We start from the raw sequence: 21,965 nt of genomic DNA, 5'->3' as shown, positions 1-21,965 counted from the left end.
TCCTGCTGCCTGGTCGATGTCGTAACTAGCCAAAGCTCACCTCGCGCAGGCCCTTGTCATTCATCGACATCGCGGTCGGCCCGATCACGCCCGGCAACTCGCCCTCCTGGAACTCGAAGGGCGCGGTTTCGCGCTTCTGCTTGAAGGCGCGGTCGGCCAGATACAGCTTGTTGGCCACGTGCAGGTCTTCCGGCACGCGCTGGCCATTGGCCACGTAATGCAGGTTGAGCTTGTGGCGGATCACCACATCGAGCACATTGCCGATGGTGGCGGCTTCATCGAGTTTGGTGATGATGCAGCCGGCCAGACCGGAGCTGGAATAGGCATGCACTACTTCGTTGAGGGTCCCGCCGGTGGCGGTGGCGTTCAGGCACAGCAGGCGCTTGATGTCCACGCCGGCACCGGCCAGCATGGCGTCCTGCTCGGCTACCATCTGATCGCGCTGGCCCACGCCGGCGGTGTCGATCAGCACGGTGTGCTTGCCTTTCAACTCTTCCAGAGCGATGCGCAGGTCGGTCTCATCCTTGACCGAGTGGACCATCACGCCCAGGATCTTGCCGTAGATGCGCAGTTGTTCGTAACCGCCGATGCGGTAGCCGTCTGTGGTGATCAGGGCCAGCTTGCCGGAGCCGTGGCGCATCACGCAGCGCGCCGCCAGCTTGGCGGTGGTGGTGGTCTTGCCCACGCCGGTGGGGCCGACCAGGGCGAAGACGCCGCCGTTTTCGAGCAGCTCGTTTTCGTTGGCCAGGGTGTTGAGATTGCGTGCCAGCACCGACTTGACCCAGAACATGATGTCCTGCGACTTCGAGTTGGCGGGCAGGTTTTCGGTAATCAGACGCGACAGGCTGGCCGAAAAACCGGCCGCCAGCATTTCCTTGAGGACCACACCCTTGAGCGGGTCGCGCTTCTGCGTGCCGCCCCAGGAAATCTCGGCCAACTGGGTTTCCAGTACGCCGCGCATGGAGCGGATTTCACTCATGACCTCGGACAGGATTTCGTCATAGTCCTTGCCATCGAATTCGGGCAGCGCCGAGCGCGGGCGCATATCCTGCTCGCCGGACTCCTGCGCCTGCTGCGCCGAGGTCGCTGCCCGGCCGCCAGCGGCCTGCTCGGCGCGGCGGCTGCGCCAGACGCGGGCGTCGCTGGCCGACGCAGGTTCTGCCGCGCGCGCCGGGGTACGCGCCTGGGCGGGCTGATCCAGTAGTGGCGCGTTCTCGGGGCGTGCTGCGCGAGTGGGCTGCTGCGCCACCGGGGAGGACAGCAGGGCCGGACGCCGCGGCTGCTGGGCGCTGGGCAAGCCCGACTGCTGCTGCAGCGAAGCCGCCTGGGCACGTCCGTTTGGATCGCGTGCGCCGGTCGGCGCCACCAGGGTGGTCATGTCCTCGTTGGCCATGGCCAGGATCTCCACCCCGTCAGGAATGTTGCGGTTGGAGAGAATGACGGCATCCGGACCAAGCGCCTCGCGAACCTGGCGCCAGGCCTCGCGAGAAGAATTGGCGATAAATTTCTTGACGTTCATGCTTGCCCTCCAACTAGGCTGGTAACTTTAATCGTTTTCGACTCGGGGACTTCAGCGTGCGACAGCACGCGCAACTGCGGCATGGCGCGGCGCAAGAAGCGCGCCAGCAAGGTCCGCAGCGGTGCGCCGACCAGCAGCACCGGCGCCAGGCCCATCTGTTCCTGGCGTTGCGCGGCCATCTCGGTCTGCTGTACCAGCGAATCGGCCAGGCCCGGCTCGATACCGCCGGTCTCGCCGCTGGCTTGCAGTGCCTGCATGAGCAGGCGTTCGAGCTTGGAATCGAGGGCCATGACGGCCAGCTCGTTCTCGCCCGGGAAAATCTGTTGCACGATGGCCCGGCCCAAGGCAATCCGGACAATCGCCGTGAGGTCGGTCGGGTCCTGAATGCGGGCGGCATGCTCGGCCAATGTTTCGATGATAGTGCGCATATCGCGGATATGCACCCCTTCCAGCAAGAGGTTTTGCAAGACCTTCTGCAGGGTGCCCAGCGGCAGCATCTTGGGCACCAGGTCTTCCACCAGCTTGGGAGCTTCCTTGGCCAGGTGGTCCAGCAGGCTCTGCACTTCCTGGCGGCCCAGCAGCTCGGCGGCATGGGTGGTGATGAGGTGATTGAGGTGGGTCGCTACCACGGTGCCGGCATCGACCACGGTATAACCCATGGTGGAAGCCTGTTCGCGCAGGCCGCTGTCGATCCACACGGCCGGCAGGCCGAAGGCCGGGTCCGAGGTCATCATGCCCGGCAGCGGACCGGTCACCATGCCGGGATTGATGGCCAGGTACTGCCCGGCATGCGCCTCGCCATTGCCCACTTCCACGCCCTTCAAGGTGATGCGATAGGCCGAGGGTTTCAGTTCCAGGTTGTCGCGGATATGAATCGGCGGCGACAGGAAACCGACCTCCTGGGCGAACTTCTTGCGGATACCCTTGATGCGCTTGAGCAGTTCCCCGCCCTGCCCCTTGTCCACCAGCGGAATGAGGCGATAACCCACTTCCAGGCCCAGGGTATCGACCGGCATGACGTCGTTCCAGGTGGCCTCCTCGGCCTCGGAGGGCGCAGCGGCCGAAGCCGCTGCCTGGGGCGCCGACGCAGCAGCCTCGGTCTTGGCCTTTTCGGTACGCTTGCCGATGGCATAAGCGCCGCCCGCCATGGCCGCCGCCAGCAGCAGGAAGGCAATGTGCGGCATGCCCGGGATCATGCCCATGCCGCCGATGATGATGGCGGTGATGTAGAGCACCTCCGGCTTGGCGAAGAGCTGATTGATCAGCTGTCCGCCCACGTCCTGATCGTTGGCCACGCGCGAGACCACCACACCGGCGGCCGTCGAGATGATCAGCGAGGGAATCTGCGCCACCAGGCCGTCACCGATGGCCAGCAACGTGTAGTTCTTCAGGGCTGCATCGAAGGCCAGGTCATGCTGCACCATGCCCACCACCAGGCCGCCGACGATGTTGACCACGGTCACGATGATGCCGGCGATGGCGTCACCGCGCACATACTTGGAGGCACCGTCCATGGCGCCGTAGAACTCGGACTCCTGCGCCACTTCCTTGCGGCGGGCGCGCGCCTCGGGCTCACCGATGAGGCCGGCGTTGAGGTCGGCGTCGATGGCCATCTGCTTGCCGGGCATGGCGTCCAGGGTGAAGCGTGCGCCCACTTCGGCGATACGACCGGCACCCTTGGTCACCACCATGAAGTTGATGATGGTCAGGATCACGAACACCACGATACCGACGGTGTAATTGCCACCGATGAGGAAGTGACCGAAGGCCTCGATCACCTTGCCGGCCGCATCCGGGCCGGTATGTCCTTCGGTGAGCACGATACGGGTGGAGGCCACGTTGAGCGAAAGGCGCAGCATGGTCGACACCAGCAGCACCGCCGGGAAGGCGATGAAGTCCAGTGGCTTGACGGTGTAGAGCGCAGTCATCAGCACGATCACCGACAGCGAGATGTTGAAGCTGAACAGCAGATCCAGCATGAAGGCCGGCAAGGGCAGCACCATCATCGCCAGCATCATGATGATGAGGATGGGCGCCGCCAGCGCCCGACCATTCTTGATCGGGACCCAGGCCGGGATTTTCATGGTGTTGAGTTTGGTTGCCATTGTTACCGTCTGTTTCTATTCTTGGGTCCGCGCGGTTTCTTGGGCGCGGTCGCCGGATCGAGCTCTCTGGGCACGGCCAGATCGGTCGGTTCGACCGGACGATTGCCGCCGAACTGCCCATAGGTACGCAGCTGGAACACATAGGCCAGCACTTCTGCCACGGCGGTGTAGAGCGCCTCGGGGATCTCGTCGCCGATCTCGGTATGGGTGTGCAGCGCACGCGCCAGGGGCGGCGCTTCCAGCAGCGGAACCTTGTGCTCGCGGGCCAGCTCGCGGATCTTGGCGGCGATGTCATCGGCACCTTTGGCCACGACCTTGGGCGCGCCCATCTTGCCTTCGGCGTACTTCAGCGCCACCGCATAATGGGTCGGGTTGGTGACCACCACGTCGGCAGTGGGCACTTCAGCCATCATGCGGCGACGGGCCATGGCGCGCTGCATCGCGCGGATCTTGCCCTTGATGTGCGGGTCGCCTTCGGATTCCTTGTGCTCCTGCTTGACCTCTTCGCGCGTCATGCGCAGCTTGCGACCGTAATTCCAGATCTGGTAAGGCACATCCAGCACGGCGATGAGGATCAGCGCCGAGACCATGGTGATGAAGCTGAACCACAGCAACTGCGCCGAATGCGCGCCGGCGGTCTTGAGCGACTCCACCCCCAGCCCCAGCACGGCATCGAGCTGGCTGCGAATGGCCATCCAGGCCACGATTCCCACCAAGAGAGTCTTGAGCACGGCCTTGCCCAGTTCCACCAGCGAATTGACCGAAAACATGTTGGACAGGCCGCTGATGGGGTTGAGCTTGCTGAATTTGGGCGCCAGCGACTCGACATTGAACAGCCAGCCCCCCAGCATCAGCGGGGCCGCGATGGTCGCCAGCACCATCATGAAGGCGATGGGAATGAGCGCGATGGCCACATCCAGCAGGTGCGCGGCGAGCATGTCGAACATCACCACCGGATCGAAAGCCGCCGCCCGCTCAAAACTCATGGTCGCCACCAGCACGCGATCCAGGCTGGTGACCACCGAACCACTGAAGAGCCAGACACAGCTGCCACCAACCAGCAGCATCAAGGTCGTGGCCAATTCACGCGAACGCGGGACATCCCCCTGCTCACGGGCACGCTCAATGCGTTTGCCCGTGGCGGGTTCGGTCCGCTCCATGTCGCTGTCTTCGGCCATCCGCCGTATCCCCCTGCTAAACCGCTTTTCCTCCAGCACTGCACGCGCTGGACGGATTTCTAGAACAATAGGCTAGGATTATTGGCGAGCAAGCGCCCCGAGCATCAGGGGAATAAGGGCGAAAAGCTGCCCCATTTCGGACTAGGCAAAAACCCAAGGGTCTGCCTGCGACAAAACGCTGCGTATCGGTTCAGCAATAGATGAAGAAAGTCAAGCCGGACGGGCCCTCGCGGCCACCTGCCCGGCCCGGAAGGCAGGTCCCGCGTGGCGTACAGGCCACATCAAGACAAAACGCTCCGAAGTTGCCTTAATGGCAAGTCGCGGAGCGTTTGCGGGTAAAACGGCAGGAAGAGAACGACTTCAGAAGCCCAGGCTCTCCAACAGGTCGTCCACCTGGCCCTGGTTGGCGATGACATCCTTGCCGGCCGGATCGATCTGCGGGCCGTTGAGCAGGCCGGTATCTTCGCGCTTGGTCTCGGACGGGGCATAGTCCACCAGCAGTTGCACCAGTTGCGACTCCAGGTCATGCGCCAGCTTGGTGACGCGCTTGATGACCTGGCCGGTCAGATCCTGGAAGTCCTGGGCCATCATGATGTCCAGCAGTTGCTGCTTGGTGAGGCTGCTGTCCTCGCTGGTCTGGGCCAGGAAGGCCGAAGTCTTTGCCGCCAGGGCGCGGACATCGGCTTCGGCAAAGCTGCCGGTGGCCGCTGCATCCCATTGCGCCTTGAGTTCGCTGGCACCCTCATTGATGCGCTCCTGCAGCGGACTGGCCAGTTCGGTGGCATTGAGCACGCGCTGGGCCGCCTGCTCGGTCATGCGGGCCACGTATTCCAAGCGGTCACGCGCGTCGGGCATGTCGCTGGCGGCCTTCTCCAGAAGCCGGTCAAAACCCAGACCGCGCAAGCTGTCGTGCAGGTTGCGCGTCATGTGGCCGATGCGGACCAGCACCTCGTCGTTGACCCCGGCACCCTCGCCGGAAGCGGTACGGGCAGGATTGGCAGCGTTGTCCACCTCAGCCACCTGCGGCCATCTTTTCGAAGATCTTGCCCAGCTTTTCATCCAGCGTGGCGGCGGTGAAAGGCTTGACCACGTAGCCGTTGGCACCGGCCTGGGCGGCGGCGACGATGTTCTCCTTCTTGGCTTCGGCGGTCACCATCAGCACGGGCAGCTTGGAGAGGGCCGGATCCTTGCGGATTTCCTGCAGCATGGTCAGGCCGTCCATGTTGGGCATGTTCCAGTCGGAGACGACGAAGTCGAACTGGTCGCTGCGCAGCTTCTGCAACGCCTGCACGCCATCTTCGGCCTCATCCACGTTGGTGTAGCCCAATTCCTTGAGCAGGTTGCGCACGATGCGGCGCATGGTCGAAAAATCGTCGACGACTAAGAACTTGGTATTGGGACCCGACATGCTAAGACTCCATCTGAACAATTGAATTCTTGGTTATCGGCAAGTGCATGAGCCAACTTGAACCGATACCTCTTTTCACCTCAGCACGGGCTGAGCGCCCGTGCTGCCCCTCATCTGCCTCGCATTGTAGTGCAGCAAAACAAAATCGGCAGAACAATCCGCGCCGAAACCCGCTTCAGACGCGCAGTGCGCGACTTCCGTGTTCCGCCAGCCACGCCAGCACCCTGCCCGGCATGGCCTGCAGCGACAGGACTTCGTGCGCGGCACCGATGGCGATGGCTTCGCGCGGCATGCCGAAGACCACACAGGACGCTTCATCCTGGGCAAAGTTGTAGGCACCGGCATTGCGCATCTCCAGCATGCCCTGGGCGCCATCCTTGCCCATGCCGGTCAGGATCACGCCCACCGCATTCTTGCCGGCACAGGTGGCGGCCGACTGGAACAGCACGTCCACCGAGGGGCGATGACGGTTCACCGGCGGTCCCTGATCGAGCTGGGTCATGTAGTTGGCGCCGCTGCGCACCAGCTTGAGGTGCGAGTGGCCCGGTGCGATATAGGCATGGCCGGGCAGCACGCGTTCATTGCCGGCCGACTCCACCACCGAGATCTTGCACAGGTTGTTCAGACGCTGGGCGAAGGAACGCGTAAACCCCTCCGGCATGTGCTGGGTGATGAGGATACCCGGGCAGTCGGAGGGCATGCGGATCAGGAATTCCTTGATGGCTTCGGTGCCGCCGGTGGAGGCGCCAATGATGATCAACTTTTCGCTACTGGTCAGCGGATTGCGAATCTGCGGCAAGGCCTCGCCGGGCGTGGCGGCCTGCTCGGCCGCGCGCGACGGACGGGCGCGTACGCGCGCCTTGGCGGCGGCGCGGATCTTCTCGGCGATCATGTCGGCATACTCCTGCATGCCGCTCTGGATCGAGATCTTGGGCTTGGTCACGAAATCGATCGCCCCCAGCTCCAGCGCGCGCAGGGTGATTTCGGAGCCGCGCTCGGTCAGCGAAGACACCATCACCACCGGCATGGGGCGCAGACGCATGAGCTTTTCCAGGAAATCCAGGCCATCCATGCGCGGCATTTCCACGTCCAGCGTGAGCACGTCCGGATTGGTCTGCTTGATCAGCTCGCGGGCAATGATCGGGTCCGGCGCCACGCCGACCACTTCCATGTCCGGCTGGCTGCCGATGATTTCGCGCATGACACTGCGGATCAGTGCCGAATCGTCGACGATAAGAACTTTAATTTTCATCACTCAGTCACTCAAACTCAATATTGCAGGTTGTCCCGGTTACGGCCGGGCAGTGCCCGCCCCACCCCGTCAGAACAGATCCACCTCGCCACCGACCGGCTTGGTGACCAGCTTGCTGGCGTAGGCTTTTTCGCGATTGACCAGCGTGTCGTTGTGCATCTGTTTCAGTTTCTTGACCAGCACCTTGCCGGTCCGCGGGAAAAAATAGACCTTGCGCGGATAGATGTCGTTGAGATCTTCCGCGACCACGCGGATGTTTTCCGCTTTCAGGTAGCGCCGCACGAATTCGGCATTGCGCTCGCCCACATTGATGGCCGAGAAGCCCCGTAGCACATTGCCGCCACCAAATACCTTGGCTTCCAGGTTCTCGCGTCGCGCGCCGGACTTGAGCACGTCGTTGATCAGCACTTCCATGGCATAGGTACCGTAACGTGCCGAGGCCGAGACCGGGCTGCCGTCGTCGCCGCCGCCGTCGGGCAGCATGAAGTGGTTCATGCCGCCGATGCCGGAGACGCGATCACGGATGCAGGCCGACACGCAGGAGCCCAGCACGGTGACGATCATCATGTCCTTGGTGGTGAAGTAGTACTCGCCCGGCAAGATCTTAGCCGCATCGCAATCGAAGGTGCGATCGTAATAGAGATTGGTGGCAATCTGCTCCGAGGCCTGGCTCATGGCTTGGTCCTTGCGACGCGCTGCGTGGCATTGAGTTCATAGACCGTCTTGCCCTTGAGCTTGAGGGCATCGGAGACATACAGGAAGTTCTCCGAATGGCCGGCGAACAGCAGGGCATGAGGCTTCATCAAGGGGACGAATCGGGACAGGATCTTGCTCTGGGTCGGTTTATCGAAATAGATCATCACGTTGCGGCAGAAGATCACGTCGAACTGACCGCTCAGGGGCCAGCCGTCGCCCAGCAGATTGAGCTGCTTGAAGGTAATCAGCTTGCGCAGTTCAGGACGCACGCGTACGTAGCCCTCATGGCTACCCTTGCCGCGCAGGAAGAATTTCTTGACCCGCTCGGGCGACATCTTCTCGATGCGCTCCATGGGGTAGACGCCATTGGCGCCGGTGGCCAGCACATTGGTATCGATGTCGGTGGCCACGATCTGTACCGGTGGCGTCATCGAGCCATAGGCTTCGCAGGCGGTCATGGCGATGGTATAGGGCTCTTCTCCGGTGGAGGCCGCCGAACACCAGATGGTCGCGGGTTCCTTCAGGGTCTTGAGGAAATCGGCCAGGATCGGGAAGTGATGCGCCTCGCGGAAGAACGAGGTCAGATTGGTGGTCAGCGCATTGGTGAAGGCTTCCCACTCGTCGGAGTCGTGGGTGCGTTCCAGCATGTCCAGGTATTGCTGGAAGGAGGTGATGCCGGTGGCCCGCAGGCGCCGCGCCAGGCGGCTGTAAACCATTTCCTGCTTGCTGTCGGCCAGCGCGATGCCGGCCCGCTGGTAGATGAGGCCACGCACACGCTCGAAATCACGGCTGTTGAAATCGAACTCCTTGCCGGATGATTCGCCCTTGCCTGGTACCGTCGGCTTCACTGTCTTTCCTTCCCTGGCGCAGCGCCCCTTGAGACGCTGCTTGCTGTCTATCGCCCGCCCTATCTGGACGGACACCCCCTTGGCGCATAATCTATCAGCCGTCTGGCGGGGTCAAGCGAATCAGCCGTGGAAATGAAACGGTTTTACCCCCCTATTGCGGCAAGTCAATCAGGGGCCGACGTGCATAGGCTTCTCAAACCTTGGAAATCCTCACCGGCCGCGCGGGACGCCCACTCCCCGACGAGCGTGCTGCGGCCTTGCTGACCGGAGCCGCAGCCTCTGGGGCCGGTGCGGAAGACTGCGCCGGAGTATGGCTGGACCGATACCCTACCCGGAACCCGCCCCAGTGCTTGCCGTTGACGTAGATCGGCACCGACAGGTCGTGCATCACCTCGCCGGTATCGCGTCTATAGGTCTGCAACAGGAAGGGCCTGGTGTTGGCCCCGCAGCGCTTGCCGGTACGGTCGCTGAAGATGCGCTTGGTGCGGTTGTTGACCAGGTCGGTGTCGTAGTCGCCGGTCAGGGGCTGGGAGAACTTCTTGTTGTGGGTTGGAAAGTAACCGTTATTGTCGACGGCACCCGCATAGGCCAGTTGCGGCATGCTGGCCAGCAGTGCTTCCTGGATCGCCGGCAGGACGCGGTCGGTGAAACCGTCGAACTGGCTGGAATGCTTTTGTGGCGAGGTGTTGGGAATGGGCTTGTAGCTGCGGTCGAACAGGGCTGCTTCGCTGATCTGACCGGACCGGATCGAGGCCTCGAAGAGCTTGCCCACCGCCTGCGCGGCACCGCTTGCTGCCACACGAATGGCGTCGTGTCCGCTGCGCGCGCCGCCATCGATGATGGCCTCGAACACGGCCTCGGCCCGCTCCGAGAGCAGCATGGCCGACGCCGCCACGCGCGGCAGTTCGTGATCAGTCTGCAGCATGCCGTTGCGAATGTCGGTGATGGCCTCGGCGATCTCCTGGGTAGTCTGCACGTGTTCGCGCGAGGCTACCGCGATTTCCTCGATCTGTTCCTGCGACTGGCTGGCGGAACGTTCGATGCTGTTGAGCAGCCCATGCACCTTTTCCACGTTCTGCGCCGCCTCCAGCACGCGGCTGCTGAGCGAATTCATGCCCGTGGCGGCACGCTCGGCTTCTTCGGTGATGGCGCGCACCATCACGCCGATGTCGTCGGTAGCTTCCTTGGTGCGCTGGGCCAGCTGGCGCACCTCCCCGGCCACCACGGCAAACCCGCGCCCCTGCTCGCCGGCGCGGGCCGCTTCGATGGCCGCGTTCAAGGCCAGCAGGTTGGTGCGGGCGGCAATCTCGCTGATCACTTCGGTGATGCCATGGATGCGTCGCGACTTTTCCTGCAACTGCGCCATCATCGACGACGCCGACAAGGCATCCGTACGCGCCTGCCCAATCTGCTCCAGCCCTCGGTCGACTTCGGAACGGCCGCTGACGCTTTCGGTACGGACTTCAGCCGCAATGGCCGAGGCGCGCTCGGCATTGGCCGCAATCTGTTCGGTGGTGGTCGCGTTCTGCTCGGCACTGACCGTGATGCGATCGGCGGCGACCACGTCCTTGCTGATCTTGCTCTTGATAGTATCGACGAAGAAGGACGTCTCGGCCGCCCCGATCATGATGTGATCGATCTCCCCACCGATCTTGTCCACCAGTTGCCCATCCCCGGTCTGCCCGCGCCGCTGCGCCAGCGAAAACGCCAACAGGCCCAGCAGGACAGCTACGCCGCTGCAGCCTGGCGCGCTCAGCCACTGCGCCGCACCGGCAGCATGCAGCGCCAGCGCCGTTGCGCCGCCCAGCACCAGGCCCGCCATCCAGGGCAATGCGCCGCTCCATGTCCGGGCGGATGCACCGGTCTCCGTGATCTTCCCCATTCTTGTCTCCTCGCGGATTTTTCCGCTTTTCTTCACCTGTTCCCACACAGGTTTGGGTGCGGACCAAATACACCGCAGTTTCCAGAGGCTATAGCGGCCAGCTTACGCCTAACTGAACGAACAAATCTTCATATCCCCATATTGCCACATCACAACAGGCCCGATACCTCCCGCACCAGGCACCCAACACTTTTTTCTCCGGTACGACTATAATCGCCCCACTTTATAGGATAGGGGGGTATGGTATATGGCTCATCTGACACAGCACACGGATGCCCTGCTCAATCGTGTGCGTCGCATCGGTGGTCAGTTGCAGGCGCTGGAGCGCGCGCTGGAAGGTCAAGCCGACTGCGCCAGGACCTTGCACCTGGCGGCGGCCATTCGCGGTGCCGTGCACGGCCTGATGGATGAACTGATCGAATCGCATGCCCGCGAACACGTGGCCCGATCGGGTCTGAGCGACGAAGAACGCCAACAGGGGCTGGAAGAGCTCCTGGAAGCGATCCGCCGCTATGCCAAATGAGATCAAAGGAGACAGCATGAACAGCCACGCCACTTACCGCCACGACCACAACTATCTGGGCGCCAACCATGACCGCAACACCCGCCGCACACTGTGGGTGGTCGCCCTGACGGCGGTGATGATGGTGGCCGAAATCGCAGTCGGCTACCTGACCGGCTCCATGGCCCTGCTGGCCGACGGCTTCCACATGGCTACCCACACGGGGGCGCTGGCCATTGCCGCGGGCGCCTACGTGTTTGCCCGTCGGCATGCGCACGACGAGCGATTCAGCTTTGGCACCGGCAAGGTCGGCGACCTGGCGGGATTTGCTTCGGCGCTGGTACTGGCGGTCATCGCCATCGGTATCGGCGGCGAATCGCTGTGGCGACTGGCCACTCCCAGCGTGGTGGATTTTGGCGAGGCGATTCAGATTGCGGTCGTCGGCCTGATCGTCAACATCGTCAGTGCCCTGTTGCTGATGGAGGGGCATGGGCACGATCATGCGCATGCCCATGAAGCGGCGCATGCACATCCCGCTCACGAGGATCACCACGGGCATGGGCACGATCATCACGGCCATCATCACGAAGGGCATGACAACAACCTGCGTTCGGCCTATCTGCACGTGGTGGCCGACGCCCTCACTTCGGTGCTGGCCATTGCCGCTCTGCTGGCGGGGCTCTATCTGGGCTGGACCTGGCTGGATCCGTTGATGGGGGTGGTGGGCGCGGTGGTGATTGCACGTTGGTCGTGGAGCCTGTTGCGCTCCAGTGCGGCGGTGCTGCTGGACGTGACCGATGCGCAGGTGGCGACGCGGATCGAGCGGGCGCTGGCTGATGCACCGGTGCAGATCGAGGACCTGCATGTCTGGCGCATCGGTCCTGCGGCGCGGGCGGCCATTGTCAGCGTATCGGCCAGGCAGGTCATGACGGAGGCGCAACTGCGCCAGAAACTGGCGACCGTGACCGAGCTGCGCCACCTGACACTGGAACTGCATCAAGCCCGATAAACAGGTGGCACCGGGTGCCGGGAGGGATCAAGAAAAAACAGCGGCCGAGGCCGCTGTTGTTGCGTCTGGCCCATCCGTTGGGCTCAGGTTCAGCGCCAGCCGCGATGCCAGCCGTAGCGCGGATGATGCCAGCCCCAGCCATAGTGGGCGTGATATTCCCAGACCCAGCCGGGACCGGGCGAGGCATAGGTGGGCTGCACGTACACTACGCCGGGCGGTGCCACGTAAGCCGGCTCGGCCACATAGGCCGGCCGCACCGTGGGCGGGGCCACGACGCAGCCGCTCAGGCCGAAGGCCGCGGCCAACGCCGGTATCAATACGAGGGATTTCATGGGCTTGCTCCTGATTTTGTTTGGCGGAAAGGGCCGGCGCCCGAAGGCGCCGGAACCACTTGGGGGGTGGTGATCAGGTAACGAGCTCAAGCATTCGGCAGAGGACGCCAAATTGTGTGTTTGTGTAACGCGTCAAGCAACGCCGTAAAAATATACTCGAGCTCATCAGGGAACTACTCGGCCAGCATTGCTCAAATTGCCAGCAGCTTCGACGCCCGGCTCAGCGCCGCGCAGTCAAGTCAGGGCAATTGAACAAGAACCGCGAGCTGAGCATGACCCACAAAGATCACTTCCTCACCCTGGACGGTTTCCGGGGCATTGCTGCCATTCTCGTGGTTCTCCGTCATACCACTGCGTATTTCGGTGACAACCCGTTCTTTTCAAGCTATCTGGCCGTCGATCTTTTCTTTTTGCTCAGTGGCGCAGTGGTGGCGCGCTCCTATGAGCAGCGCCTCAAGACTGACATGAATCTGCCCCGGTTCATGTGGATTCGCCTGCTACGGCTCTATCCGCTGTACTTTCTCGGAATCTGCATCGGCATCTTGGCGGTACTGACCGGTTTGTCAGCCTTCCAGGGGAAACTGCCGATTGCGGCCATGGCGGGCCTGCTCATGCTGCCAGCACTGTACTCCAGCCTGCTCTTTCCACTGAATGGCCCGGCCTGGTCGCTGTCCTCGGAAATGATCGCCAACTTCATCTATGGCTGGAAAGTGCGCCGGCTCAACGACCGCGCCTTGGCGGCACTGATGCTGACTTGCTTGGCCGGAATGATTCTTTTTGTGGCCATGTCTTCACAACATAGCCTGGACGCCGGCTTCCATCGACGCACTTACCATGTCAGCCTGTTACGTGTGGGATTTTCCTTTGCGGCGGGCGTTCTGCTGTACCGCTGGCTTGTACGCGTCAACCATCGCGCCGTGCTCGGCAATGGCAGAGCGGGCCTGGCCATTATCGCGGTGACCTTGACGCTGATGGCATCACCCTCCGCTGGTATTGTCCCCTTCTACGATGTGGTGGCGGTGTGCCTCATCTTCCCGCTCCTGGTCTATGCGGGAATGCGGTACCAGCCATCGGGCAGTCTGGCTCGGATCTGCCAGTTCCTCGGCGTGATTTCCTATCCGATCTACATCGTCCATAGTCCACTGGCCGAACTGATCAGACACACCTTCCCGATCTTCGCGAGCGGTCGCCAGGTGTCCGAATTTGCCCCGTGGGCTGGGATCATGTTTCTTGCCCTCCTGATCGGGATCGCATGGGTGCTGCATTACTTCTATGACGCGCCCGTTCGCAAGGTCATCGGAGAACGAGGACGGGCATTTTCGGCATCTGCGACCAGCGGGCAGTTGAAATAAGCAGCGCGGCAAGCCGAGGCTTGGACGGTCTGATCTTTGAGGCAGCCATTCTTCTGCCAGAAGCAGACCGCGAGATCATCCACGACCACGCGCCATCGATAGCCAGAAACAAAAGCGACTAAGGAAATTCGTTGCGTCGCCCTCCTGTGTGCCAATTGCTGACGCACCTTAGTTTTCCAGGTGAGAACAGAGATGCAGCACCTAGTCTTGGCACGGGCTTCTTTCTCGCCACTCTGAGCTTGTCAGGCCCCATCACGACCTCCTCCGTCAAGACTCTTCAACTGGCAGTGCATTTGTCGTCACAATCTGACAATTAACTGACAGTTAATCAATTTGCAAGTAATATTGCGCGGCCAAGCACAACTGCGGGCACTCGGGGACGGAGTAGATTAGGGGCAACAGAATATGAACACGCGTGAGGAGCAGGGACCTGCAGTTCAGGAAACCCAGGAGAACAAACTCATTCTTAGGGAAAGGATGAATACCCATCCAAAGCTCGGGGTAGCATTCATTTTAACGGGCGTGACGGGCTGCACTTTGCTATCCCAAGAATTTGATCTTGCTGAAGAAATTTTCATCCTAGGAATGCTGGCTGGAAATTCGATAGCAGCGCTTGGAGCACTTCTCGTAGCCCTTTGGTTTGATGCCCAAAGGTGATGTGTGCGGCACCATTTGACCTTTCATCGAACTACGTAAATGCTCCTGGGTGAAGCTGATTGCTCAGTTTCCCAAACTTTGCAAAACACATCGATTGGCGCTAGGCGCGCTGCGCTCAAGACTTACGTCTTCCGCCAAGATACGTTCGCGCCAAGCATCCCCAAAACGCAGCGACAAGCAATCAAGAGTAAGTCCAAATAAAAAGCGGCACCACGAAATTCGTGATGCCGCTTTTTTGTGCGCCGATATTGCTGACGCCATTTCATCTGTTGGTCGGGACGGTGTGATTCGAACACACGACCCCTTGCACCCCATGCAAGTACGCTACCAGGCTGCGCTACGCCCCGACTGAAGACAAAGATTATAGAGCGTCTGTGTTATTAAATCAACTGTTTCTGGAAAACATTTTTAATCATTTATCGGGAGGACTCGCGCGCATCTGTCCGCACGCTCTCCCCTTCCACAAGACTCAAATACTCACCGCTCGCCAAAGAATTCGTTGAGCAGGAAATTCTGCAAGCCCTTGGTATCTTCCAGTCTGGCCGACAAGGTCACCACCCGCCCCAGCTTCTGTGAATCGAAATTGAAATCACCCTGATAGTACCGACGGATCAACGCGATCATGCTGTTGACCACCGCCAGCTGCACGTTGCCGCCAAAACCGGCGTCCACCTCGATCAACTGGTTCTGGCTGCGCCGCTGGTCGGTCGTCCAGCCACGGAAGCTGTATTGCGCCACGCGCGGGCCCATGCTGATGATCTGGAAAACGCCATTGGTGCCGCGACCACGCCGATCCTGGAAGGCGATGTTGGCACGTGCAATATCGTTGGCAGACGGGTTTTCCGCCGCCCGCGCGGCTGCATTTTCCTGGGCAGCGGCCTGCTCCGCCTCCTCGCGCTTCTGACGATTGCGGTTGATCGACGTCATGAAGTCTTCCGCCGGTGCTGCAGGCGCCGCCGCGGCTTGACTGCTGGGCGCCTGCGTCACCGGCAGCGGCGTACGCTGCGGCACAGAACGGCGCACCGCTGGCGCGCTGTGGCGCGGAGCCGGCCTGGAAACCGGCTTCTTGTGGACCGGCTCGGGCTTTTTCGGCTCCGGCACAGGCTTGGGAGGCTCAGGCTGGACCACCGGAGCCGCAGGCCTGACGAACGTGACCTGCAATGGCGCATCCGGTCGGCCGGGCGCATCAAATCTCGGGGGCGCTTCATTCAGCTTGGCGCGCACGAACATGAACAGTGCTGCGTGGACCAGCACCGACGAGGCAATGCCCAGCGCAGTGCGGCGCCGCGATCGGGAAATCACCTCTGTTCGGGTCGACGAAACGGAAAAACTCATACGGTGTGAAGACGGCTGCGGCGCAACGGCCTGCAATCAGTGCCGCAGAGCTCGGATACGAGCGCCCCATGCGCCTCGTCCCGCTCTTGCCCTGTCCTGCATGCCCATCGGCAAAGGCGCCATTTTAGCCGGTTTTGTCATGGGAACCGGACAACATTGCGAACAAGCACCTCGCCCTCCCTAACGCCAGCGTCGGTGACCACCCCAACCACTGCTGTAACCAAAATAGAAGGACGAAGAGGGATAACTGTAAGCCGGGTAGGCAGGATAAGCGGGATAGCCGTAATAAGGAGAATAGACCGGCTGCGCCGGATAAACCGCCGCACCGCTGTACGGGCTTGCAGGGACTGCCACACAACCACCGAGCAGCAGAACCGTCGGCAATGCACACGACAAGAGCGCAAGACGCGAAAGATGCTTCATATGAATGGCTCCTCAGGCGCTGCAGCGCCAACGTGACACTATCGCCCAGCGGCCCCGGCGCAGCCATCACGCTTACCCTTTGTTACGCGCTCTACCTGTCGGTATATGAACATGTCGGCAGGCAAATGGACGTCACCAGGTGTTTTTACTGCCTATACCCGCGCAACCATAATGCAGGATCACGCAACTTATATAATGGCGCAGCAACAAGCCATGCCGCACGCCAGTGCGGCGCCATCATAAAACGAGACCTCCGCGCGCCTTGCCCTGCACGGTGCCGCGCTTCAGAACAAGCCGCTCAACATGACCATGCCAGCCTCCTCCCACCGCGCCCCCGTTGTTGTCATCGCTCCCGATTCGTTCAAAGGTTCACTCTCGGCTCAAGAGGTGGCCGCCGCCATCGGCGCGGGCATCAAGCGCGCCATCCCTGATGCCGAGGTCCGGCTATGCCCGATTGCCGATGGCGGCGAAGGCACCCTGGATGCGCTCATGCACGCCGGTGGCGAGCGCCTGACCGTAACCTGCCGCAATGCGGCGGGAGAACCCTTCATGGCACCAGTAGGCATCCTCAACAATGGCAGTGCAGTCGTGGAATCGGCGGCCATCGTCGGCTTGACCGATGCGGCCGGCACCGCGCTGCCCGTCGATGAGCGCACCACCCTGGGGGTGGGGGATGCCATCCTCAGCCTGCTCGATCGCGGTGCCCGTCATTTCCTGGTGGCCCTGGGCGGGAGCAGCACCAATGATGGTGGCGCCGGCTTGCTGGCAGCGCTCGGCGTGAAATTCCTGGATGCTGCCGGCGAGCCTGTGCCTCCGGTTCCGGCACAGCTGCAGCGCATTGCCCGGGTAGATGCTTCCTTGCTGGATCCGCGGGTGAAGCAGGCGCAATTCGTGGCCATGTCGGATGTCGACAATCCCCTCTGCGGTGAAGAAGGTGCGACCGCCGTGTTTGGTCCGCAAAAAGGCGTACAGCCGGAACAGGTGCCCGTGATCGACCGCGCCCTCGCCCATTTCGCCCGCGTGCTGGAGGCTGCACTGGGCCACCAGGCGGCCACGCGGCCGGGTGCCGGGGCTGCAGGCGGCCTGGGCTACGCCTTGCTGATGCTGGGCGCGCAATTCCGCTCAGGTGCAGAGACGGTGGCCGACCACATCGGACTGGATCAGGCCCTGGCCGGTGCAGACTGGCTCATTACCGGCGAAGGCCGCAGCGACGCCCAAACCCTGCACGGCAAGGCCCCCTTCATTGCCAGCCAGCGGGCGCGCCGCGCCGGAGTTCCAACGACTCTGCTCTCCGGCGGGATCGACCGCAAGTCACTGGAAAAACTGCAGACCAGCTTCTCCGGCTGCTTTTCGATTGCCTTCGGTCCCATGAGCCTGCAAGAGGCCATTGCACAGGCGCCTGACCTGCTCAAGGACAGCGGCGAACAACTGGCGCGCCTGTGGCACGCCAGCGCCGACCAATAAGCTTGAGCCGCTCTGACGGTACCGGGGCAGACCGACCGGTCTGCCCCGGTACCGTCCACCTCCCCTCCTCACCTCAACGCTCCCTGCCTCCATCGGGAATGCGTTCGCATCTTCCGGCCCGACGATCCAAGCCCGCTCTTCTGCGCTGAATGCCAGCGGAGAAATCGACGTACGGATGCTTTATCAATAAAACAACCCCCCGCCTCTCTCAATGCAATTTGGATGTCATTCTGGCAATCCTGCCACTGGTAAAGATCGTCTCTATTTAGTTTTCATTTAGACATTATTTAAAATGCAATTTTAGATGTTATTTAATTAACTAAATCTGCTAAAATCGTTGTCAATAGAACAAAATAATTGCCACACGGATTTCTTAGTTTCCGCAGTGCACAATTCTGCACTAGTGCCCGGCAGAAATTGTTGAAATCCTTTACTGGAGCGGGTTTCCGGCCGATGAAAAAAATCAGGAAAAGTGAATTTTCAGCCCAAACTTCATTGCTCAGCTGGGGTCAGAATGTTATAGTTCCGACATCAGCACATTTTTTGTAACATCCGTCAGAATTTGTCAGGAATCAATTGATTTCAGACAACAAAAAGATTGGCCACGACGCAAGTGTCCGAGGGCAATCCGGCAGCAAAGTGAGTTGATCTGCTTTTGAATGGAGAGCGCCACGCGCAATCCTCATTACACATAGTTACAAACTTAAGGATTGATCCCATGAAAAAACTTCTCGCCACTTCCGCAGTTGCCCTGGCACTGTCGATGGCCGGCACTGCGGCCCACGCTACCTCCTTCGTACTGGACACCACCGGTGGCACCGCGTCCATCAGCTCGCCCAAGTACCTGGCCAACCAGTCTTTTACCGATAGCTACACCTTCACCATCTCCAGCCTGACCGACATCTCGTCGGCGGTGACGGCGACCTTCGTTTCCACCAATGGCGGCGGCCTGACCAGCTATAACCTGGTCAACACCACCACCAACGCGACCATCGCCACGGGCGTGTCATCGAGCTCCACGGCGGGCAAGAACACCATCATCACCTTCAGCGTGGACGCCTCGCGCCTGAGCGCCGGCAACTACTCGCTCAACATCACCGGCAAGGGCACCTACGGCGGCAACCTGACCCTGACCTCGTCGGTCCCCGAAGTCTCCACCACCGCCATGATGCTGGGCGGCCTGGTCTTCGTGGGCATGATGGCGTGGCGTCGTCGCCGTGGCGAACAGAAGCTGTCGATGCCCATGGGCATGACTGCCGCCTGAGCCGCCATTCGGCCGATATGAATAAAAAAGCCCGGGCACAAAGTGCTCGGGCTTTTTTACGTCTGCGATATCGAGGCGGGACCGGCAGCGTAGCGCTACCGGATGTGCAGCCACTGCCCCTGCACAATTGCCCCCCCCTTGCGGACAGGTGAAGCTTTATTCCAAAAACCGCTTATGCCGGCGAATCCGCCGACGGCATTGCCACGATCCTGGCGGGCGCCCCCACTGCCGTGGCTCCGGCGGGAACGTCGTGCAATACCACCGACATTGCCCCGATCTTGCAACCATCTCCGAGATGAATCCCCCCGAGCACCTGGGCATAGGCCCCCAGTTCGACATCATCGCCAATGACCGGCGAAGGCCCGTCCGCATGGCGATTGCCGATGGTCACCCCCTGCCGCAGCGTGCAACGTGCACCGATGACCGCCTGTTCATTGACGAAGATATTGCCGAAGTGCCAGATCCGCAGTCCGGGGCCAATCCTGGCACCCCGCGGCAGGCTGATGCCGAATGCGGTTTCAGTGAGGCGAAATACCGGCCAATAAAACACATTGTGCAACTTGCGCACCCATCCGGCCGGTCGGGCCTCGATGCGCCGCCCCCAGCGATAGACCCAGATGGCCCAGATCGATTGTTCTTTCAAGAACGGGCGGCGCAGGTTGTAGCGCTCCAGATCAGCCCTCCAGTCAGGATCCTGCGACATCCATGTTCCTTTCAAAATCGGTCATTGATCAAGCTTTTATCTGCATCAGCCGCGATCTTGTCGCCTTGTCATCATGAAGGTCAAAAACTTCACATACAGACAACAAAAACTTCGCAGCGTTTCACAACGGTTTTTTGCGTCAAAAGACGACTGTGCAGCGCAACAATATGATAAATTTGCCGAACAAGCCAGCAACTGCGAGTAATTGCGGCGAAAAATTTCCGATCGGAAAATCGTCACGGAACTTTTCGTTCAGCTTCTGATCCGTGCAGCTGGCTTCACGAAGCATCACAATTCCTCACCGTGGCACCCCAGGGATGGCACGCTGAGGAAGCGGCTCCGACTTCGATTCATGATAAGAGCAAATGCCGTCACGCCGGACCAGAAGAACGATGCAGGGAGCTTGGCCCATGGGTTCTTTGAGCGTCGTTGCGAAGGCGGCTGAGACCTGAACAATCGAATCCGGGTGGCCGGGCGGCATCATCGGCAATCCCGATGAAGGCGGCGACCGGTGCTTCTGCAAGGCATTCCCTCTCATCTGAAAGCACTTCCATGACCACGGTATCGAACTGGCCCGAGACATCCCTCTTCCTGAGCATCACCTGCATTGCCTTCATCGCCGCGCTGGTTCGCCCTCTTCTTCCTCTTGGTCTTCTTGCCCCTTGTCGCGCGCTTGATGCTGCCCAGGCAGGCCGCATTGCCTCTGCGCATTGCGGTATCTGCGCGTGAGCCCCGCCATGCGCTGTATCGCCGTCATTCCCGCCCGATTCGGCTCCAGCCGCTTGCCGGGCAAACCGCTGGCCGACATCCTGGGCAAACCCATGATCCAGCACGTCTACGAGCGCGTCAAAAGCATCGATGAACTGGCCGATGTGGTGGTGGCCACCGATGATGAGCGTATTGTGGCGGCCGTGAGCTCCTTTGGTGGCAAGGCCCTGCTGACCTCGCCCGATCACCCTTCGGGCACCGACCGTCTGCGCGAGGTCATGCAGCATCATCCGGCAGACCTTTATCTGAACGTCCAGGGCGACGAGCCGCTGGTCAATCCGGCCCACCTGCGCAGCCTGCTCCAGGCCATGCTGACAGCACCACAGGTACAAGCTGGCACGCTGTGCCACCCGATCAGTGCAAGCGAGGCCGAGAACCCCAATACCGTCAAGGTGGTGCGCAATCGCGCCGGCGACGCCCTGTATTTCAGCCGTGCCCGTATCCCGTTCGAACGCGAGTCCACCGGCAGGACGCGCTATTTCAAGCACATTGGCGTCTACGCCTATCGCGCCGAACTGCTGGCCGCCTTCCCCGGCCTGCCGCCGAGCGAACTGGAAGGTGCCGAGATGCTGGAACAGCTGCGCATCATGGATGCCGGCTGGCAGATCCGGGTGATCGAAGTCGATCACGCTGCTCCCGGCGTCGATACCCCGGCTTGCCTGGAGCGGGTGCGCGCGCTCATGTCCGGGCAGCCCGATCCGGCGCTCGAAGCCGGCAGCCTGGCCGATGTCAGACTGGTCATCACCGACATCGATGGCGTGCTTACCGATGGCGGCATCTGGTACGACGACAGCGGCGAGTGTCTGAAGCGTTTCCATGTGCGCGATGGCATGGGCATCAAGATGCTGCAGGAAGCCGGTGTCAACGTCGCCGTCATTTCCGGGCGCGACTCGGCCACCCTGCGCCGCCGTCTGGCGGACCTGGGCATTACCGTGTTCCACCTCGGTGCCAAGGACAAGGCAGCAGCTTGCCGGGCCATCATGGAGCACTATCAGGTCGGCCCGCACGCCACCGCCATGATCGGCGACGACAGCATCGACCTGCCCGGCTTTGCCGCCTGCGGCTGGCCGGTGGCCGTGGGTGACGCACCGGATTACGTCAAACGTCACGCTCGCGTGGTGCTGGCCAAGGCCGGCGGCCACGGTGCCTTCCGTGAATTTTCCGACAGCGTATTGAACGCGCAGAACCGTTCTGCCATCTATGACAGCGTCGCTGGTTATGCCCAGGCCATGAGCCGCATGACGCAGTGAACAGCCCTACAACAAAGT

20 protein-coding genes and 1 tRNA gene are annotated in these 21,965 nt (G+C 61.5%); 7 read left to right on the top strand and 14 right to left on the bottom strand.

Annotation, left to right across the window (positions count from 1 at the left end; genetic code table 11):
• Nucleotides 1–25: 25 nt before the first annotated feature.
• The 9 genes from flhF to GWL_RS06990 form a co-directional block, all read right to left on the bottom strand.
• Nucleotides 26–1,519 (bottom strand): flagellar biosynthesis protein FlhF, encoded by a 1,494-nt coding sequence (flhF, locus tag GWL_RS07030; protein WP_008328127.1) that lies wholly within the window; start codon nt 1,517–1,519, stop codon nt 26–28.
• Entirely contained in the window at nt 1,516–3,624 is a 2,109-nt protein-coding gene (flhA, locus tag GWL_RS07025; RefSeq protein ID WP_008328124.1) for a flagellar biosynthesis protein FlhA, read from the bottom strand. Before flhA ends, flhF begins: the two co-directional genes overlap by 4 nt.
• A gap of 2 nt (nt 3,625–3,626) precedes the next feature.
• A complete protein-coding gene (flhB, locus tag GWL_RS07020) occupies nt 3,627–4,802 on the bottom strand; it encodes a flagellar biosynthesis protein FlhB (protein WP_008328122.1) in 1,176 nt (391 codons plus the stop codon).
• A 360-nt stretch (nt 4,803–5,162) separates the two neighbouring features.
• Nucleotides 5,163–5,822 carry a protein phosphatase CheZ gene (gene cheZ / locus GWL_RS07015; protein WP_008328120.1) on the bottom strand — a complete coding sequence of 220 codons (660 nt, stop codon included), beginning with the start codon at nt 5,820–5,822 and terminating at the stop codon, nt 5,163–5,165.
• Entirely contained in the window at nt 5,815–6,210 is a 396-nt protein-coding gene (gene cheY / locus GWL_RS07010) for a chemotaxis response regulator CheY (RefSeq protein WP_006712751.1), read from the bottom strand. Before cheY ends, cheZ begins: the two co-directional genes overlap by 8 nt.
• A 175-nt stretch (nt 6,211–6,385) precedes the next feature.
• Nucleotides 6,386–7,462: a chemotaxis response regulator protein-glutamate methylesterase gene (locus tag GWL_RS07005; protein WP_034350229.1), complete on the bottom strand. Its 1,077-nt coding sequence runs from the start codon at nt 7,460–7,462 to the stop codon at nt 6,386–6,388.
• Nucleotides 7,463–7,531: 69 nt separating this feature from the next.
• Entirely contained in the window at nt 7,532–8,137 is a 606-nt protein-coding gene (cheD, locus tag GWL_RS07000) for a chemoreceptor glutamine deamidase CheD (RefSeq protein WP_008328106.1), read from the bottom strand.
• Nucleotides 8,134–9,006 carry a CheR family methyltransferase gene (locus tag GWL_RS06995; RefSeq protein ID WP_008328105.1) on the bottom strand — a complete coding sequence of 291 codons (873 nt, stop codon included), beginning with the start codon at nt 9,004–9,006 and terminating at the stop codon, nt 8,134–8,136. Before GWL_RS06995 ends, cheD begins: the two co-directional genes overlap by 4 nt.
• Before the next feature lie 193 nt (nt 9,007–9,199).
• Entirely contained in the window at nt 9,200–10,888 is a 1,689-nt protein-coding gene (locus GWL_RS06990) for a methyl-accepting chemotaxis protein (RefSeq protein ID WP_237713533.1), read from the bottom strand.
• Nucleotides 10,889–11,135: 247 nt separating this feature from the next.
• Here GWL_RS06990 and GWL_RS06985 point away from each other — a divergent pair, with 247 nt between their 5' ends.
• Together GWL_RS06985 and dmeF are read left to right on the top strand one after the other, a co-directional pair.
• The gene (locus GWL_RS06985) at nt 11,136–11,411 is read left to right on the top strand and encodes a metal/formaldehyde-sensitive transcriptional repressor (protein WP_008328095.1); all 276 of its coding nucleotides are present in this window, start codon (nt 11,136–11,138) and stop codon (nt 11,409–11,411) included.
• A gap of 16 nt (nt 11,412–11,427) precedes the next feature.
• The gene (gene dmeF, locus GWL_RS06980; protein ID WP_008328093.1) at nt 11,428–12,399 is read left to right on the top strand and encodes a CDF family Co(II)/Ni(II) efflux transporter DmeF; all 972 of its coding nucleotides are present in this window, start codon (nt 11,428–11,430) and stop codon (nt 12,397–12,399) included.
• A gap of 89 nt (nt 12,400–12,488) precedes the next feature.
• On the opposite strand, the gene GWL_RS06975 is transcribed toward dmeF, so the two are convergent.
• Nucleotides 12,489–12,731: a hypothetical protein gene (locus GWL_RS06975; protein WP_034350226.1), complete on the bottom strand. Its 243-nt coding sequence runs from the start codon at nt 12,729–12,731 to the stop codon at nt 12,489–12,491.
• 272 nt (nt 12,732–13,003) lie between these two features.
• On the opposite strand from GWL_RS06975, the gene GWL_RS06970 reads away from it, so the two are divergent.
• On the top strand, nt 13,004–14,083 hold the full coding sequence (locus tag GWL_RS06970) for an acyltransferase (protein WP_081486041.1): 1,080 nt from the start codon (nt 13,004–13,006) through the stop codon (nt 14,081–14,083).
• Between the two features lie 405 nt (nt 14,084–14,488).
• Entirely contained in the window at nt 14,489–14,740 is a 252-nt protein-coding gene (locus tag GWL_RS06965; protein WP_034350224.1) for a hypothetical protein, read from the top strand.
• 270 nt (nt 14,741–15,010) lie between these two features.
• On the opposite strand, the gene GWL_RS06960 is transcribed toward GWL_RS06965, so the two are convergent.
• Nucleotides 15,011–15,087 (bottom strand) — tRNA-Pro (locus tag GWL_RS06960).
• A gap of 130 nt (nt 15,088–15,217) precedes the next feature.
• A complete protein-coding gene (locus GWL_RS06955; RefSeq protein WP_237713532.1) occupies nt 15,218–16,111 on the bottom strand; it encodes a hypothetical protein in 894 nt (297 codons plus the stop codon).
• 696 nt (nt 16,112–16,807) lie between these two features.
• Between GWL_RS06955 and GWL_RS06950 the strand changes: the two genes are divergently transcribed.
• The gene (locus GWL_RS06950) at nt 16,808–17,962 is read left to right on the top strand and encodes a glycerate kinase (protein WP_034350571.1); all 1,155 of its coding nucleotides are present in this window, start codon (nt 16,808–16,810) and stop codon (nt 17,960–17,962) included.
• 718 nt (nt 17,963–18,680) lie between these two features.
• Entirely contained in the window at nt 18,681–19,226 is a 546-nt protein-coding gene (locus GWL_RS06945; protein ID WP_008328086.1) for an FxDxF family PEP-CTERM protein, read from the top strand.
• 172 nt (nt 19,227–19,398) lie between these two features.
• Here the strand turns inward: GWL_RS06945 and GWL_RS06940 are convergent, their stop codons facing one another.
• Together GWL_RS06940 and GWL_RS06935 are read right to left on the bottom strand one after the other, a co-directional pair.
• Complete coding sequence (locus GWL_RS06940) at nt 19,399–19,929, bottom strand: serine O-acetyltransferase (protein ID WP_008328084.1); 531 nt, start codon at nt 19,927–19,929, stop codon at nt 19,399–19,401.
• A gap of 371 nt (nt 19,930–20,300) precedes the next feature.
• The gene (locus tag GWL_RS06935; protein WP_034350222.1) at nt 20,301–20,546 is read right to left on the bottom strand and encodes a hypothetical protein; all 246 of its coding nucleotides are present in this window, start codon (nt 20,544–20,546) and stop codon (nt 20,301–20,303) included.
• Between the two features lie 120 nt (nt 20,547–20,666).
• On the opposite strand from GWL_RS06935, the gene kdsB reads away from it, so the two are divergent.
• Nucleotides 20,667–21,947: a 3-deoxy-manno-octulosonate cytidylyltransferase gene (gene kdsB / locus GWL_RS22930; RefSeq protein ID WP_008328081.1), complete on the top strand. Its 1,281-nt coding sequence runs from the start codon at nt 20,667–20,669 to the stop codon at nt 21,945–21,947.
• Nucleotides 21,948–21,965 lie beyond the last annotated feature (18 nt).

It is taken from the genome of Herbaspirillum sp. GW103, assembly GCF_000261365.1.
Classification (GTDB): domain Bacteria; phylum Pseudomonadota; class Gammaproteobacteria; order Burkholderiales; family Burkholderiaceae_D; genus Herbaspirillum.
The sequence above is the reverse complement of the archived record's forward strand: the minus strand, read 5'-3'. Positions and strand labels throughout refer to the sequence as shown.

What these genes read in the sequence shown, in the direction of transcription:
- flhF (WP_008328127.1), bottom strand. Translation starts at nt 1,519, where the DNA reads ATGAACGTCAAGAAATTTATCGCCAATTCTTCTCGCGAGGCCTGGCGC.
- flhA (WP_008328124.1), bottom strand. Translation starts at nt 3,624, where the DNA reads ATGGCAACCAAACTCAACACCATGAAAATCCCGGCCTGGGTCCCGATC.
- flhB (WP_008328122.1), bottom strand. Translation starts at nt 4,802, where the DNA reads ATGGCCGAAGACAGCGACATGGAGCGGACCGAACCCGCCACGGGCAAA.
- cheY (WP_006712751.1), bottom strand. Translation starts at nt 6,210, where the DNA reads ATGTCGGGTCCCAATACCAAGTTCTTAGTCGTCGACGATTTTTCGACC.
- GWL_RS07005 (WP_034350229.1), bottom strand. Translation starts at nt 7,462, where the DNA reads ATGAAAATTAAAGTTCTTATCGTCGACGATTCGGCACTGATCCGCAGT.
- cheD (WP_008328106.1), bottom strand. Translation starts at nt 8,137, where the DNA reads ATGAGCCAGGCCTCGGAGCAGATTGCCACCAATCTCTATTACGATCGC.
- GWL_RS06990 (WP_237713533.1), bottom strand. Translation starts at nt 10,888, where the DNA reads ATGGGGAAGATCACGGAGACCGGTGCATCCGCCCGGACATGGAGCGGC.
- GWL_RS06985 (WP_008328095.1), top strand. Translation starts at nt 11,136, where the DNA reads ATGGCTCATCTGACACAGCACACGGATGCCCTGCTCAATCGTGTGCGT.
- dmeF (WP_008328093.1), top strand. Translation starts at nt 11,428, where the DNA reads ATGAACAGCCACGCCACTTACCGCCACGACCACAACTATCTGGGCGCC.
- GWL_RS06975 (WP_034350226.1), bottom strand. Translation starts at nt 12,731, where the DNA reads ATGAAATCCCTCGTATTGATACCGGCGTTGGCCGCGGCCTTCGGCCTG.
- GWL_RS06970 (WP_081486041.1), top strand. Translation starts at nt 13,004, where the DNA reads ATGACCCACAAAGATCACTTCCTCACCCTGGACGGTTTCCGGGGCATT.
- GWL_RS06965 (WP_034350224.1), top strand. Translation starts at nt 14,489, where the DNA reads ATGAACACGCGTGAGGAGCAGGGACCTGCAGTTCAGGAAACCCAGGAG.
- GWL_RS06950 (WP_034350571.1), top strand. Translation starts at nt 16,808, where the DNA reads ATGCCAGCCTCCTCCCACCGCGCCCCCGTTGTTGTCATCGCTCCCGAT.
- GWL_RS06945 (WP_008328086.1), top strand. Translation starts at nt 18,681, where the DNA reads ATGAAAAAACTTCTCGCCACTTCCGCAGTTGCCCTGGCACTGTCGATG.
- GWL_RS06940 (WP_008328084.1), bottom strand. Translation starts at nt 19,929, where the DNA reads ATGTCGCAGGATCCTGACTGGAGGGCTGATCTGGAGCGCTACAACCTG.
- GWL_RS06935 (WP_034350222.1), bottom strand. Translation starts at nt 20,546, where the DNA reads ATGAAGGCAATGCAGGTGATGCTCAGGAAGAGGGATGTCTCGGGCCAG.
- kdsB (WP_008328081.1), top strand. Translation starts at nt 20,667, where the DNA reads ATGCGCTGTATCGCCGTCATTCCCGCCCGATTCGGCTCCAGCCGCTTG.